Source organism: Pseudomonas sp. NPDC088890, from assembly GCF_044900155.1.
In the GTDB taxonomy this organism is placed as follows: domain Bacteria; phylum Pseudomonadota; class Gammaproteobacteria; order Pseudomonadales; family Pseudomonadaceae; genus Aquipseudomonas; species Aquipseudomonas urmiensis.
Window position 1 is genome coordinate 87,476 of record NZ_JBJDNG010000004.1, and the last position, 12,419, is coordinate 99,894.

Consider the following 12,419-nt stretch of genomic DNA (forward strand, 5'->3'; position numbering starts at 1 on the left):
TTGAGCGAGCCGCTGGACATCAGCAAGCCTGAAGCCGACAGCGCCACTGGCCGCGCGCGCTTCGTGCAAGTGTTCCTCGCCCAACGGGCGCGCATGGAGGCGTTGGTCAGCCGCCGCGTAGGTTGTCGTGCCACTGCGGCTGATCTGGTCCAGGAGTTGTTCCTGCGCTTCTGGCGGCGCCCCGAGGTCAAGGTCGAGGCGCTGGACACCTACCTGCTGCGCTGTGCTGGCAACCTGGCCATCGATCATCTGCGCAGTGAAGGCAGCCGCGGGCGAATCGTTGAAGGCCTGCCCGCAGTGGATCAAGACTCACCCAGCCAAGCCATGGAGCAAGCGCTGCAAGTCGAGCATGACCTGCAACGGATCGAGGCCGCGCTGCGTGCCCTGCCGGAACGGACGCGGCAGATTTTCCTGCTCAACCGCATCCACGGTTGCACTTACGGCGAGATCGCCACGGCCATGCAACTGTCCCAGAGCGCTGTGGAAAAGCATATGATGCGCGCCCTCGAAGCGTGCAAGGCGAGTATTGCCGAGCCCGCATCCGCCATGCGCAGACCAGGGAGCGCCCGTTGATGAGCCGTACCGACCCGATCTGCGCCGAGCCTGCCCAGGCGGCCCTGAGCTGGCTGAGCCGGATCAACCAGCATCCGGCCGAGGCACAGAGTGCTGCGTTCAAGCGTTGGCTGCTGGCCGACCCCGCCCATCGCCAGGCCTATGCCGAGGCTCAGGCACTGTGGCGCCTGAGTGAAGCGCCGGCAGCGAAGCTGGCTGGCGAGGAGCAGGACAGCCTGCAGCACTACCTCGATGCCATCCGCCAGACGCCAGCCCGCAACCCCTGGCGACGCCGTGCTGGCGCCCTGTCGGTTGCCGCGTGCCTGGTGTTGGCACTGGGCACCCTGGGCGGTTGGCAGCCGCAATTCTGGCTCCAGGATATGCAGGCCGACTACACCAGCGCTGGGCAGGTGCAGCAGATCACCCTGGCAGACCAGTCGCGCATGAGCCTGGATGCGGGCAGCGCAGTAGCCATCGATTTTGCCCAGGGCGAGCGGCGCGTGCGGTTGTTGCGCGGTGCTGCGTTCTTTGAGGTGACCCATACCGGCCAGCCATTCCTGGTGGATGCCGGCGGTGGCCAGGTGCGGGTGCTTGGCACCCAGTTCGAGGTGCGTGAGCAGGGCGCGGGGGCGCAGGTCACGGTGCGTAGCGGGCGGGTCGCGGTAACCTCCGGGCAGGGTCAGCAGCCTCGCGAGCTAACCGCTAATCAACAACTGGCCTATGCCGATGGCGTGGCCGGGCAGGTGTTGGCGGTGGACAGTGACAGCCGCCTGGCCTGGCGCCAGGGCTGGTTGAATTATTACCAGGTGCCGTTGGCGCAGGTGATCGATGATCTCAGCCGTTATTACCCTGGGCGGATCGTGCTGCTCGATGGCGAGCAAGGCCAGCGTAAGGTCAGTGGAAGTTTCCCGGTCGAAGAGCCGCTGCTAGCGTTGGACTCGCTGGGCAAGGTCATGGGCTTTTCGCGCAGCACCTTGTTAGGGCGGTTGACCCTTTTGAAGTAGCGTTAGCGCCGACACTGGCAATGTATTTTTCAACTTTTTTCACAGCACAGGTGAGGTACCAGGGCGTGGCATCCGTGTAGTGAGTGGAAGTGCGATTCATTCGCAAGTAATCACCCTCTCACAGGTCAGCGTCCATGAAGTTCTCCCCGCGTTGCGTGTCCCTCTGGCTCGGTCTTAGCACCCTGTCCGCCGTCGGCGTGGTGCCGGCTGCCAGCGCTGCCCAGCAGACCCAGCTGTATGCCTTCGCCCAGCCCAGCCAGCCGCTGGCCGCAGCCCTCAACGCGTTCAGCCGCACCACCGGCCAGAGTGTGGTCTACACCCTCGAACTGCCCGACCTGCAAGCGCCAGCGCTGAACGGCTCGCTCACTGCCGAGCAAGCCTTGCAGCAGTTGCTCGGCAACGCTGGCCTAAGCTGGCGCCGGCTCGACGCACGTACCCTGACCCTGGAATTGACCGACAGCGCCGGCGCGCTGAACCTTGAGGCAACCAACGTCAATTCGCAGATGGACGACTACAGCTACCAGCCGCCGGCCAGCGCCTCGATCATGCGCGGCCAGGGGCCGATCCAGGACATTCCCCAGGCGATCAACGTGGTCCCGGCCCAGGTCATCCGCGACCAGGCCCCGCGCAACCTCGACGACGCCCTGGCCAATGTCAGCGGCATTACCCAGGGCAACAACTTCGGTGGCACTTCCGACACGGTGATGAAGCGCGGTTTTGGTGACAATCGCGACGGCTCGATCATGCGCGACGGCATGCCGTTGGTGCAGGGCCGCAGCCTCAATGCCAGCACCGAGCGGGTCGAAGTGCTCAAGGGGCCGGCATCGTTGCTGTATGGCATCCAGGACCCGGGCGGGGTGATCAACGTAGTCAGCAAGCGCCCGCAACTTGAGCAGTACAACGCCTTGACCCTGCGCGGCTCGACCTACGGCAGCGGCAAGAACGGTAGTGGCGGTGGCCTGGACAGCACCGGCGCGTTGGGCGATAGCCCACTGGCCTACCGCTTGATCGTTGATCATGAAGACGAAGACTACTGGCGCAACTACGGCGTACACCGCGAATCCCTGGTGGCGCCGTCGCTGGCCTGGTTGGGCGAGGACACGCAAGTGGTGCTGGCCTACGAGCACCGCGAGTTTCTCTATCCGTTCGACCGCGGCACCGCTTTTGGCAGCGACGGGCATCCGCTGAACATTCCTGCCACGCGCCGTCTGGATGAGCCCTTCAACGACATGGAAGGCCGCTCGGACCTGTACCGCCTGGAGGTCGATCATCAGCTGAGCGATGACTGGAAAGCGCATTTTGGCTACAGCTTCAACCGCGAAACCTACGATGCCAGCCAAGTCCGGGTAACCGCCGTCAACGAAGCCAAGGGCACGTTGACGCGCAGCATCGACGGCACGCACAACGCCATGAGTCGCGATCAGTTCGCCACCTTCAGCTTGAACGGCAACGTGGTGGTGGCGGGCATGCGCCATGATCTGCTGGTGGGCGTCGATCACGAGGACCGCAAGGTGTTTCGTGGCGACCTGATCCGCCAGACCCCAAGCTCGACCTTCAGCTATGAGAATCCGCTGTACGGTCAGCAACAGGAAGGCAGCAACGTGCGTGCCAGCGACAGCGACCAGACCGACAAGTTGCGCACGGACTCGCTGTTTATCCAGGATGCGCTGCACCTGGATGAGCACTGGATCCTGGTGGCCGGTGGGCGTTTTCAGCAGTACGACCAATACGCCGGACGCGGCCGCCCGTTCAAGGCCAACACCGACAACCGTGGCCAGACCTGGGTACCGAATGCGGGTGTGGTGTACAAGGTCGATGAGCAGCTGTCGTTGTATGGCAGCTACAGCGAGTCGTTCAAGCCCAATTCGAGCATCGCTCCGCTGAGCATCGGCGGCGGCCAGACCTTGCTGCTCGATGGCGGTATTGCACCTGAAGAGGGCAAGTCCTGGGAGCTGGGCGCCAAGCTCGACATCCCCGGCCAGCTCACCGGCAATCTGGCCTTGTTCGATATCACCAAGCGCAACGTGCTGGTCGCCGACGGCGACAGTAACCCCGGCACGATCATCTACAGCAACGCAGGCGAAGTGCGTTCACAAGGTGTGGAATTGGACCTGACCGGCCAGCTCAGCGAGCGCTGGAGCTTGATCGGCAGCTACGCCTTCACCGACGCCGAAGTGACCAAGGACCCTGAACTGAAGGGCAAGCGCCTGCAGAACGTCGCCCGTCACAGCGGCTCGCTGTCGGCGGTGTACGACTACGGCAGCCTGTTCGGTGGCGACCGCCTGCGGCTGGGGGCGGGCGCTCGCTATGTGGGCGAGCGCGCAGGCAACGCGAGCAACGATTTCGACCTGCCGGCCTATACCGTCGCCGATGCTTTCGCCAGTTACGAAACCCAATTGGATGAGCACAAGGTGCGCTTGCAACTGAACGTGAAGAACCTGTTCGACAAGGTGTACTACACCTCGGCAGTCAATCGTTACTTCGTCGCCCTCGGCGATGCACGTCAAGTCAGCCTGTCGAGCACCTTCGAGTTCTAATGGGCGAACGCTGCACGATACTCGCCAGGGGTCGCGCCGAGCGCCTGGCGAAAGCGGTTGCTGAAGTGGCTGGCGCTGGCAAAACCACACAGCAGGGCGATCTGCACCAGTGCCAGATCGCCTAGGCGCAGCAGTTGGCAGGCCCGCTGCAGACGCCGCGCCAGCAGGTATTGGTGCGGCGGCAGGCTGAAGCTTGCACGAAACATCCGGGCAAAGTGGTATTCGGAAAGGTTGCAGCGCAGCGCCAGGTCCGCCAGGGTGATCGGTTGATCCAGGTGCGCTTCGATGTACTCGACCAGTTGCCGGCGCAGGCTCGGTGCCAGGCCGCCCTTCAGGCGCAGGCCTTGGCGTAGACCGGCCTGGCTGAGCACCGCGTGGTCGACGATATCGTGGGCCAGGCTGCTGGCCAGCAAGCGCTCGCCGGGCTCGTCCCAGTTCAAGCTGATCAGGTGGCGAAACCGCCGGGCCTGCTGCGCATCTTCAAGGAAGGTCGCTTCTTGTAGCTGCATCTCGCGCGGCTCACGATCGAGCAGGCGAATACAGCCGAGGGCGAACTGCTCCTCGCTGATGTACAGGTGCGCCAGGCGAATGGCGCCGTTGACCACCCAGTTCGATTCATGGCCGGCGGGCATGATGCACAGCTTGTCGGGGGCGCCTTTGTCGGACGGGCGCTGGCGGCGGAATGTGCCGGTGCCGTCGGCGATGTAGCAGGACAAGGTGTGATGGCTGGGCGCCTGGTAATCACGGGCATCGTCGCGGTTGCTCCATAACGCAGCGGCCAGCCCCTCGCCCAGTTGCGCGCTGTGTTCCAGGCGAGCGTTGGGCGAGGCGTGCATGGCGTTGAAGACTTGCAGCTGGGTCAGTGGCGGCATGGGCGATTCCTCTGAGTGCCATCCTACTGAGCCCGCACGAAGATGACAGCCGTTGCCGATGGAAAAGCGCAAGATTGTGCAAGCGCACCGGTCATCTGAGGCTCGACACTGGCTCCATGTGATGCCCATCGCGGGGCAAGCCCGCTCCCACGCTGCCTATCCAGCACTGGATATCTGCGTGGGAGCGGGCTTGCCCCGCGATGGGGGCCTAAGCCTTGTCAGAGTATCCAGCCATGAACCTGTCGCTCTACCTGCTCACCGTGCTCATCTGGGGCACCACCTGGATCGCCCTCAAGCTGCAACTAGGGGTAGTCGCCATCCCCGTTTCGATCGTCTACCGCTTCGCCCTGGCCGGGCTGATCCTGTTCGCCATCCTCCTGCTGACCCGCCGCCTGCAACCGATGAACCGCCGCGGCCACCTGATCTGCCTGGCCCAGGGCCTGTGCCTGTTCTGCGTCAACTTCATGTGCTTCCTGACTGCCAGCCAATGGATCGCCAGCGGCCTGATCGCCGTGGTGTTCTCCACCGCGACCCTGTGGAATGCGCTCAATGCGCGGGTGTTGTTCGGCCAACGGATCGCCAGCAATGTTTTGGCCGGTGGGGCGATGGGCTTGCTCGGGCTGGGCTTATTGTTCTGGCCGGAACTGTCCAGCCACGCTGCCAGCCGCGAAACCCTCTACGGCCTGGGCCTGGCGCTGCTCGGCACGCTGTGTTTCTCGGCCGGCAACATGCTTTCGAGCATGCAGCAAAAAGCCGGGCTCAAGCCGATGACCACCAACGCCTGGGGCATGGTCTACGGCGCGGCGATGTTGGCGGTGTATTGCCTGCTCAGTGGGGTGCCATTCGCCATGGAATGGAACATGCGCTATATCGGTTCGTTGCTGTACCTGGTGATCCCGGGCTCGGTGATCGGCTTTACCGCGTACCTGACCCTGGTCGGGCGCATGGGGCCGGAGCGCGCGGCCTATTGCACGGTGCTGTTCCCGTTGGTGGCGCTGAACGTGTCGGCGGTTGCCGAGGGCTATCAATGGACGGCGCCAGCGCTGTTGGGGCTGGTGGCGGTGATGGCGGGGAACGTGTTGGTGTTTCGTAAGCCGAAGGTCAAAGTAGTGCAAGGGGCTGTAGTTGCTCGTTGACTGTACTGGCCTCTTCGCGGGCAAGCCCGCTCCCACAGGATTCTATGCAATCCCTGTGGGAGCGGGCTTGCCCGCGAAGAGGCCAGTGCAGCCAACCCCTAACTGTCAGTGCTTCCACACCTGCGGATTGACCAGATCCCGCGGCCGCTCACCGAGCAGTGCCGCACGCAGGTTGTCCAGCGCCCGGTTGGCCATCGCTTCACGGGTCTCGGCAGTGGCCGAGCCAATATGCGGCAGGGTCAAGGCATTGGGCAGCTTGAACAGCGGCGAATCGGTCAGCGGCTCTTTCTCGTACACATCCAGCCCGGCGCCGCGAATGGTGCCGGCCTGCAACGCCTCGATCAGCGCCGCCTCATCTACCACCGGCCCGCGGGCGATGTTGATCAGGAATGCGCTGGGCTTCATCAGCTGCAGTTCGCGAGCGCCGATCAGCTTGCGGGTAGCATCAGACAGCGGCACCACCACGCAGACGAAATCCGCTTCGGCCAACAGCTGATCGAGGCTGCGGTACTGCGCGCCGAGTTCCTGTTCCAGCGCCTGCTTGCGGCTGTTGCCGGCATACAGGATCGACATGTTGAAACCAAAGCGGCCACGCCGGGCGACGGCGGCACCGATATTGCCCAGGCCGATGATGCCCAGCGTCTTGCCGTGCACATCGCTGCCGAAACGGTCTGGGCCCACAGTGGCCTGCCACTGGCCGGCCTTGGTCCAGGCGTCCAGTTCAGCGGTGCGACGGGCACAGCCCATGATCAGCGAGAAACCCAGGTCGGCAGTGCTTTCGGTGAGCACGTCGGGGGTGTTGGTCAGGGCGATGCCGCGCTCGTTGAAGTAGTCCAGGTCGTAGTTGTCGTAGCCGACCGACACACTCGACACCACTTCCAGCTTGGCTGCGCCTTCGAGCTGGGCCCGACCAAGCTTGCGGCCGACGCCGATCAGGCCGTGGGCCTCGGGCAGGGCTTCGTTGAACTGGGCATTGATGTCGCCGAGCTTGGGGTTGGGCAGGATCACGTTGAAGTCGTGCTGCAGGCGCTCGGCCATGGCCGGGGTGATGCGGCTGAAGGCCAGGACGGTCTTTTTCATCGGGCTACTTCTCTGCAAGGCGGGGCATGAATGCCAAGGCCAGGAACGGGGCCACTATGTGGCCCTTCGCGGGCAAGCCCGCTCCCACAGGGACTGCATAAAACCCTGTGGGAGCGGGCTTGCCCGCGAAGGAGGGCAGAGCCCTCCCAATCCTGGCTGGCGCGGATTAATGGATAGCAACCTACCATTGTCCTTCACCGCCGTGCAGCAGGTTTTTCAATTGGCGACCAGTAACTCGTGGGTTTTCAAGTCCGCCTCGTGCGCGGCAAGAATCTCCGGCAACGAGTTACGCAGGTATTCGACCCAGGTCTTGATCTTGGCATCCAGGTACTGACGCGACGGATAAATCGCGTACAGGTTAAGCTCCTGCAAGCGGTAATCGGGCATCACCCGCACGATGCTGCCGTCACGCAGGCCATCGATGGCCGAATAGATCGGCAACACGCCCACCCCCATGCCACTGCGGATCGCGGTCTTCATCGCATCGGCCGAGTTGACCTGGAACGGCGAGCTGGTGATGTTGACCACCTCCTGGCCCTCCGGCCCGTCGAACAGCCATTTCTCCAGCGGAATCACCGGGCTGACCATGCGCAGGCAAGCGTGCTTGAGCAGGTCGATTGGCTTTTGCGCAATGCCATGCTTGGCGACGTACTCGGGCGAGGCACAGACGATGCTGTAGGTGATCCCCAGGCGCTGCGAGACAAAACCTGAGTCAGGCAGCTCGGTAGCCAGCACGATGGATACGTCGTAACCCTCGTCGAGCAGATCGGGCACGCGGTTGGCCATGGTCAGGTCGAAGGTTACGTCTGGATGCGACTCGCGGTAGCGGGCGATTGCATCGACGACGAAATGCTGGCCGACGCCGGTCATCGAATGCACCTTCAACTGCCCGGCAGGGCGGGCGTGGGCATCGCTGGCTTCGGCTTCGGCTTCTTCCACGTAGGTAAGGATTTGCTCGCAGCGCATCAGGTAGCGCTTGCCCGCCTCGGTCAAGGCGATGCGCCGGGTGGTGCGGTTGAGCAGCCGAGTTTGCAGATGGGCTTCCAGATTGGAGACCGCCCGCGACACGTTCGCGGTGGTGGTGTCCAGTTGCACTGCGGCAGCGGTGAAGCTGCCGAGCTGGGCCACGCAACTGAAAGCACGCATGTTTTGCAGGGTGTCCATGGGTCACTCTCTAGGTAGAGGCCGAAATTGTGACACGAAGTTACAGATTTGTTCCTTCGACCAAAGCCGGATTATCGCTGTTTTGGTAACAAAGATTCGCAGGATTATGCGCTTATCGCCAGTGCGACGGCCCCCTAGAATTGCCCGGCCTCATCCACTTCTTTCCTCGGGAAATCGCAGCTGTGCCGCGTCGCATCATCAGAGCGCTGAATGCGCTCAGTGCCTGTGCCCTTAGCCTGTCCTTGTCTGGCTGTATCGGAACCTGGGGTATCGCCCCGCAAAGCAAGACGCTGCAAGCCAATACCCTAGCCACCGACCACGCCATCAGCGAGGCCGCCCGCGATGCCCGCTGGCCCGACCAGCAGTGGTGGCGCGCCTATGGCGATGCCCAGCTCGACCGTTGGGTAGCCCTGGCCCTGGCCGGCAGCCCGAGCCTGGCGATGGCCGTAGCGCGAGTACGCGAAGCCAAGGCCATGGCCGGGGTGGTCGAATCGGCGGAGAAACTCCAGGGTAACGGCCAGGCCAGCCTCAAGCGGCATAACTGGCCAGAGGATCAGTTCTACGGCCCCGGCGCGTTGTCGGGTGCCAACACCTGGGACAATAATGCCGCCCTTGGCCTGAGCTATGCCCTCGACCTGTGGGGGCGCGAGCGCAACGCCAGCGAGCAGGCGGTCGACCTGGCCCACATGAGCGTGGCCGAAGCGCGCCAGGCTCAGCTGGAGCTGGAAAACAACCTGGTCAAGGTCTACATCCAGCTGGCCCTGCACTTTGCCCAGCGCGACATCGTCAAGTCCGAGCTCGAACAGCAGGAGCAGATCCTGGGCCTGGCCAAGCGTCGCCTGGAGGGCGGCATCGGTACTCATTTCGAGGTCAGCCAGGCCGAAGCGCCGCTGCCCGAGACCCATCGCCAGCTCGATGCCCTCAATGAAGAAATCGCCCTGGCGCGTAACCAGCTGGCGGCCCTGGCCGGCAAGGGGCCGGGGGAGGGCGCGCAGCTCCAGCGTCCGAGCCTGACCCTTGGCGCAGCGCTGAGCTTGCCTTCGGCATTGCCCGCCGAATTGGTCGGCCAGCGCCCCGACGTGGTCGCCAGCCGCTGGCAGGTCGCGGCGCAGGCGCGGGGTATCGACGTCGCACACGCAGGCTTCTTCCCCAACGTCGACCTGGTCGGCAGCTTGGGCTTCATGGCCACCGGGGGTGGCGCGCTGGAGTTTCTCACCGGGCGCAAGTTCAACTACAACGTCGGTCCGGCCATCAGCTTGCCGATCTTCGATGGTGGCCGCCTGCGCTCGCAGTTGGGCGTGGCCTCGGCGGGGTATGACGTCGCCGTGGCGCGTTACAACCAGACCGTGATCGGCGCGCTGAAGAACATCTCCGATCAATTGATTCGCCGCGAGTCGATGAAAGAGCAGGCGCACTTTGCCCAAGCGTCGGTGGCCGCCGCGCAGAAAACCTACGACATTGCCCTGGTCGCCTTCCAGCGCGGCCTGACCGACTACCTCAACGTGCTCAATGCGCAGACCTTGTTGTTCCGCCAGCAGCAAGTGCAGCAGCAGGTCCAGGCCGCGCGCCTGACCGCCCATGCCGAGCTGGTCACAGCGTTAGGTGGTGGTCTGCAAGCGGGCCAGGATGCACCTGCCGAACAGCGCCAGGCGGCGCCGAAAACCCCAGCCACCCTGGCCATCTTCGACAAGCCGGACCACAGCCAATGAGCACATCGAGCTTGCCCGTGCGCTGGCTGCAAAGCCTGGAGTGGCGCCGGGGCTTCTTCGCCTGGGCGCGTACCGACGGGGTGACCTGGGTCTACATCTTCAAGGTGCTGGCCGCAGCCTTCATCACCCTGTGGCTGGCCATGCGCCTGGAACTGCCGCAGCCGCGCACGGCGATGATCACCGTGTTCATCGTCATGCAGCCGCAGAGCGGGCATGTGTTCGCCAAGAGTTTCTACCGGGTGCTCGGCACCTTGGCTGGTTCAGCGATGATGGTCGCGCTGATTGCGCTTTTCCCGCAGAACACCGAGCTGTTCCTGCCCAGCCTGGCCCTCTGGGTGGGCCTGTGCTCGGCAGGCGCCATGCGCTACCGGACCTTCCGCGCCTACGGCTTCGTGCTCGCTGGCTACACCGCGGCGATGATCGGCCTGCCGGTGCTGGAGCACCCTGACCAAGCCTTCATGGCCGCCGTGTGGCGGGTACTGGAGATCTCCTTGGGGATTCTGGTGTCGACCATGGTCAGCGCCGCGATCCTGCCGCAGTCGGCCAGCGCTGCCATGCGCAACGCCCTGTACCAGCGCTTCGGCATCTTCGCAGGGGTGGTGGTCGAGGCGCTACGGGGCGACAGCCAGCGTGATCGTTTCGAAACCAGCAACGTGCGCTTCATCGCCGAGGCCGTGGGCCTGGAAAGCCTGCGTAACGTCACCGCCTTCGAAGACCCGCACATGCGTCGGCGCAGCGGTCGCCTGGTGCGCATGAACAGCGAGTTCATGGCCATCACCACCCGCTTCAATGCCCTGCACCGTTTGCTCGAACGCTTGCGCGCACGCGGGCCATTGCAGATCGTCGGCGCTATCGAACCGGGGCTTGCGACCCTCGCAGAGTTGCTCGAACCCTACGTCGGCCGGGCCCTGACCGATGCCGATGCGCTGCGCCTGACCCTGGAGCTGGCCGCCTACAAGGAGGGCCTGCAAGCCCAGGTGCGCACCTTGCGCGCCGAGTACCTGGAGACCAACCCCAGCGAAGCCGACCTGCTCGACTTCCACACCGCTTTCGAGCTGCTGTACCGCTTCGTCGACGAGATGTTCAGCTACGCTGAGACCCACGCTTCGCTGTCTGCGCACAACCACCAGCGCGAGCAGTGGGACGAGCCCTATGTGTCGCAGACCAACTGGCTGGTGTCGCTGGCTGCCGGGGTACGCGCTTCGGCGGTGCTGCTGTTGCTGGGCAGCTACTGGCTGATCAGCGACTGGCCGAGCGGGGCGATGATGACCCTGATCGCCACGGTCACTGTGGGCCTGTCGGCGGCTTCGCCCAACCCCAAGCGCATGTCGTTCCAGATGGCCTGTGGCACGCTGATCGGCGCCTTTATCGGTTTCTTCGAAACCTTCTTCGTCTTCCCCTGGATCGATGGCTTCCCGCTGTTGTGCATGGTCCTGGCGCCGGTATTCGTGCTCGGCGCGTTCCTCTCCTCGCGCCCGGCCTACGCCGGCTACGGGATTGGCTTGCTGGTGTTCTTCGCCATCGGCTCGGTGCCGAACAACCTCACCGTGTATAACCCCTACACCTTCATCAACGACTACATCGGCATGGTCATCGGCATGCTGGTTTGCGCTGCCGCCGGGGCGATCATCCTGCCGCCCAACAGCCGCTGGCTGTGGAGCCGTTTGCAGCGCGACCTGCGTGAGCAGGTGCTGTTCGCCATCGGCGGGCGCCTGCGCGGGCTGGGCTCGGCATTCGAAAGCCGCACCCGCGACTTGCTGCACCAAGCCTACGGCCTGGCCGCTGGCAAGCCGCAGGTGCAGAGCGAACTGATGCGCTGGATGTTCGTGGTGCTGGAAGTCGGCCACGCCATCATCGAGCTGCGCAAGGAGCAGGACCGCGCCCCGGTGCACCCGGCCTATGCCGAGTCGCAGCCCTGGCGCCAGGCGATCCGGGTGATGGGCCGGGCGCTGGCGCGCTTGTTCCTGCAACCCAACGCCAGCAACCACGAGCGCGCGCTGGTCGCGGTGGATCATGCGATCAGTCGCGTGCAAGCCACCGACGAGCCGTTCGCCCGCCACTTCGACACCTCGGTGCTGCGCCGCTCGCAAAGCTACCTGCACTTCATCCGTACTTCCCTGCTCGACCCACAGTCGCCGTTGGCCCCGGCGAAAGGATTGCACCATGCCCCGTGAGATCGCCTTCCATGGCGTGTACATGCCCACCATGACCTTGATGTTCCTGTTCGCCGCAGGCCTGGCCTGGGGCCTGGACCGCTTCATCGCAAGCGTTGACGGCTACCGCTTCTTCTGGCACCCGGCGCTGCTGCGCCTGTGCCTGTTCATCTGCCTTTTCGGCGCCATGGCGCTGTCTGTCTACTGGTGAG

10 protein-coding genes are annotated in these 12,419 nt (G+C 64.3%); 7 read left to right on the forward strand and 3 right to left on the reverse strand.

The annotated features are described in order from the left end of the window. From ACI2JX_RS10675 to ACI2JX_RS10685, 3 genes are all read left to right on the forward strand, one after another. Nucleotides 1–573, forward strand: coding sequence for an RNA polymerase sigma factor (locus ACI2JX_RS10675; RefSeq protein ID WP_404690057.1), 573 nt, complete (start codon nucleotides 1–3; stop codon nucleotides 571–573). Continuing rightward, a complete protein-coding gene (locus ACI2JX_RS10680) occupies nucleotides 573–1,556 on the forward strand; it encodes a FecR family protein (protein ID WP_404690058.1) in 984 nt (327 codons plus the stop codon). The genes ACI2JX_RS10675 and ACI2JX_RS10680 overlap by 1 nt, the downstream gene beginning before the upstream one ends. A gap of 134 nt (nucleotides 1,557–1,690) precedes the next feature. Further along, complete coding sequence (locus ACI2JX_RS10685; protein WP_404690059.1) at nucleotides 1,691–4,093, forward strand: TonB-dependent siderophore receptor; 2,403 nt, start codon at nucleotides 1,691–1,693, stop codon at nucleotides 4,091–4,093. Here ACI2JX_RS10685 and ACI2JX_RS10690 read toward each other — a convergent pair. Beyond that, on the reverse strand, nucleotides 4,090–4,965 hold the full coding sequence (locus ACI2JX_RS10690) for a helix-turn-helix domain-containing protein (protein WP_368972270.1): 876 nt from the start codon (nucleotides 4,963–4,965) through the stop codon (nucleotides 4,090–4,092). The two genes, ACI2JX_RS10685 and ACI2JX_RS10690, sit on opposite strands and share 4 nt — an antisense overlap. A gap of 233 nt (nucleotides 4,966–5,198) precedes the next feature. Between ACI2JX_RS10690 and ACI2JX_RS10695 the strand changes: the two genes are divergently transcribed. Beyond that, entirely contained in the window at nucleotides 5,199–6,101 is a 903-nt protein-coding gene (locus ACI2JX_RS10695; RefSeq protein WP_404690060.1) for a DMT family transporter, read from the forward strand. Between the two features lie 105 nt (nucleotides 6,102–6,206). On the opposite strand, the gene ACI2JX_RS10700 is transcribed toward ACI2JX_RS10695, so the two are convergent. Together ACI2JX_RS10700 and ACI2JX_RS10705 are read right to left on the reverse strand one after the other, a co-directional pair. Beyond that, nucleotides 6,207–7,181 (reverse strand): 2-hydroxyacid dehydrogenase, encoded by a 975-nt coding sequence (locus tag ACI2JX_RS10700; RefSeq protein ID WP_404690061.1) that lies wholly within the window; start codon nucleotides 7,179–7,181, stop codon nucleotides 6,207–6,209. A 216-nt stretch (nucleotides 7,182–7,397) separates the two neighbouring features. After that, the gene (locus ACI2JX_RS10705) at nucleotides 7,398–8,345 is read right to left on the reverse strand and encodes a LysR family transcriptional regulator (protein WP_368972273.1); all 948 of its coding nucleotides are present in this window, start codon (nucleotides 8,343–8,345) and stop codon (nucleotides 7,398–7,400) included. 182 nt (nucleotides 8,346–8,527) lie between these two features. Between ACI2JX_RS10705 and ACI2JX_RS10710 the strand changes: the two genes are divergently transcribed. From ACI2JX_RS10710 to ACI2JX_RS10720, 3 genes are read left to right on the forward strand one after another with little or no spacing between them, the layout of a single operon-like run. Further along, entirely contained in the window at nucleotides 8,528–10,054 is a 1,527-nt protein-coding gene (locus ACI2JX_RS10710) for an efflux transporter outer membrane subunit (RefSeq protein ID WP_264236436.1), read from the forward strand. After that, the gene (locus tag ACI2JX_RS10715) at nucleotides 10,051–12,228 is read left to right on the forward strand and encodes an FUSC family protein (protein ID WP_404690062.1); all 2,178 of its coding nucleotides are present in this window, start codon (nucleotides 10,051–10,053) and stop codon (nucleotides 12,226–12,228) included. Before ACI2JX_RS10710 ends, ACI2JX_RS10715 begins: the two co-directional genes overlap by 4 nt. Next, the gene (locus ACI2JX_RS10720) at nucleotides 12,218–12,418 is read left to right on the forward strand and encodes a DUF1656 domain-containing protein (RefSeq protein WP_186553801.1); all 201 of its coding nucleotides are present in this window, start codon (nucleotides 12,218–12,220) and stop codon (nucleotides 12,416–12,418) included. The genes ACI2JX_RS10715 and ACI2JX_RS10720 overlap by 11 nt, the downstream gene beginning before the upstream one ends. The last annotated feature ends 1 nt before the right edge of the window (nucleotide 12,419 follow it).